The organism is Psychrosphaera sp. (assembly GCF_982872775.1).
In genome coordinates, this window is the sequence record NZ_CEYNSH010000094.1 from 1 (window position 1) to 2,352 (window position 2,352).

A 2,352-nucleotide genomic window follows, 5' to 3' on the forward strand; every position below is an offset into this window, starting at 1 on the left:
GTTGTCCAATTTCCTGGCTCATAGTCTTGAAAGTAGCTTTTGTCGTATTTAGGCAAATTCTGATATTCGATATTAACCCTAAATTTATGGTTTATACGGTAGTCGATTCCGACCCCATAAACTAAGCCCTGACTCAATTCAGACCATTCGCGCCTCCCTTCTGCCGGTTCATATTCACCAGTTAAGTCGTTTAGTACACTGACTGGCGTATAGTCGACCAGCTTTGTATCACTGTACCCAAGTTGCAGAGTGACGGATGTGTTGTCTGTTAGAGGATAACGGCCTTTTGTTAAAAATACGTATTGCGTGTCGATTTCTTCGGTGAAGTGATAGTCGCTGTTACCAGTGGTGTATAGATCATAACCACGACGACCTTTGCCGATTCTTGCTTCTATGGCCCAATGTGAACTGAGTTGATATCCAAGCGTAGCGAAAATAGTATCAAATGATCGGTCATTAAGATCAAAATCAATGTCATGGTTGCCAACACTCGCACCAACATAAAATGTATCTGCGTCGAACAGTGTCGAATTAGCTAATTCAGCTTCCTCAGATATAGCTGCGTTAGACAATACCATTAGCCCTGCAGTAAGACAGGTTTGCATCAATCGCTTCATTTTATTTCCCTAAAATACATATCCATAAAACGCTATTTAAAACTGTGCCGCCCTGCGTCAAAACAGCACAAAAATGTAAGCTAAATAGTTGTATAAAACGGGATGGTATTCAAGAGTTAACGCTTTGTTTAGTAATGAATTTTGTAATATTTTATGTGGTTTGTAACTCAGTGTTATCAAAACGTTGGTTTTGGTTACAATTTAATAGCTTTCGGTTCACCGAGAACAAATAAAGGTGATGATTTAATTTTTGAATCATCACCTTACTAAGGCTTATCGACACCAAAACTACACTAAACTCTGACAAAATTCATTTAGTTGGAAGTTGTAGGTTGACTCTTTTTCTAATTGATTAACACTAGAATAAAACATTCCCTCGTAGGTCATGCCTAAATAGTTAAACGTTTTAGCAAAGACCGCTTCAAAACAATCTGGTGGTTGAATGTCTTTTCCAGTTCCAAGCAAGGCCGCTTTCTTTCGCTTTAGAGCTTGGCCTTGTATGTTGTCCTTTTCGAGTAAGTCAGACAATCGGTCTAAGAACGTTTTCATTTGTGCACTGGCGGTATACCAATACATAGGAGTGGCTAAAATGATGCGGTCGTATTGAATTACACCCCGTATTAATAACTGAAAGTCATCGTCATAACATTGATCGTATCGATACGGGCCGATTACATAGTCGTTTAAATCAAAAACTGCTGCATTAAGCGCCTTTGCAACTGTTACACATAGATTGGCAGTATTCCCGTTTGAGCGGCTAGAGCCTAAAATTATCACTGTTTTAAACATTTTAATTCCTTTTAGTTTGGGTTAAGCGTAGGTATTGCGCTCTTCTGGAAGGTCTGTCAGGTATTCAACGAATTCGACTTCATATCCGTTGGGATCAATAAAGTAGGCGTTTTTTCGAGAGCCAGGCTCAATTCCTTGTTTATCAACTTCAAAACCGGCTTGTTTTAGATTGTTTATAACTCCCGTTAAGTTTGACGTCACAAACGCAAAATGAGCCAATCCTAACGCGTTGGTATCTAACCGACGGTTTTCTCCCGTTCCATTATCATTAAGTGCTACGTAGTGGTAATCATCACCAAAGTGCAGCCAAGTTCTTTTAGTTCCATACCAATCGCTTTCCCCTTTACCTCTGACACGCCAGTGAGGGAAGGCGGCTTGATAAAAATTTAGTGTTTCGTTGAGATCTCTCACGACTAAGTTGATATGTTCTAAATGCATGTTTTTACTCCTTTGTTTCTTTTCTTTAATTTTTAGTCATGTTAAAACCTCAAGTTAAGTTGAGGTAAAGGGGTAATTTAAATTTTTTTAGGGGAAGGCATGAAATCAACAAAAATTGAAGAAGGTTGGACGGTTGGTAAAGTGGCCAAACGTTGTGGAGTAGCTGTGTCCACACTACATTTTTACGAACAAAAGGGACTAATTAAGAGCTGGCGCAATCAAGGAAATCAAAGAAGATATAAAGCTGATGTTGTCAGGCGTGTCTCAGTCATAAAAGCCGCGCAAAAGCTTGGCGTGACCCTGGAGGAGATAAAGCAAGGACTGGAAACCCTGCCAAATAGCCGTACACCTACCACAAAGGATTGGGAAGCGCTAAGCCATAATTGGCAGAACATGTTAAACCAAAAAATAGAGGGGCTTATTAAGCTGAGAGACTCATTGTCAGGGTGTATCGGTTGTGGTTGCCTATCTTTGACCAAATGCCCGCTCTATAACAGTGAAGACAAGC

The 2,352-nt window shown here is 39.9% G+C and carries 4 protein-coding genes; 1 reads left to right on the plus strand and 3 read right to left on the minus strand.

Annotation, left to right across the window (positions count from 1 at the left end; genetic code table 11):
* From AC4E96_RS14050 to AC4E96_RS14060, 3 genes are all read right to left on the minus strand, one after another.
* Nucleotides 1–617 (minus strand): outer membrane beta-barrel protein (locus AC4E96_RS14050; RefSeq protein WP_490256276.1); only part of this gene is annotated, 617 nt, incomplete at its 3' end.
* A 288-nt stretch (nt 618–905) separates the two neighbouring features.
* A complete protein-coding gene (locus AC4E96_RS14055) occupies nt 906–1,406 on the minus strand; it encodes a flavodoxin family protein (RefSeq protein ID WP_490256277.1) in 501 nt (166 codons plus the stop codon).
* Nucleotides 1,407–1,427: 21 nt separating this feature from the next.
* Complete coding sequence (locus AC4E96_RS14060) at nt 1,428–1,844, minus strand: VOC family protein (protein ID WP_488032581.1); 417 nt, start codon at nt 1,842–1,844, stop codon at nt 1,428–1,430.
* A 99-nt stretch (nt 1,845–1,943) separates the two neighbouring features.
* Between AC4E96_RS14060 and soxR the strand changes: the two genes are divergently transcribed.
* On the plus strand, nt 1,944–2,352 hold a 409-nt coding region (gene soxR / locus AC4E96_RS14065; protein ID WP_490256278.1), incomplete at its 3' end, for a redox-sensitive transcriptional activator SoxR.

Bases quoted from the DNA above. Each gene is read 5' to 3' on its own strand.
- AC4E96_RS14055 (WP_490256277.1), bottom strand. From the start codon at position 1,406: ATGTTTAAAACAGTGATAATTTTAGGCTCTAGCCGCTCAAACGGGAAT.
- AC4E96_RS14060 (WP_488032581.1), bottom strand. From the start codon at position 1,844: ATGCATTTAGAACATATCAACTTAGTCGTGAGAGATCTCAACGAAACA.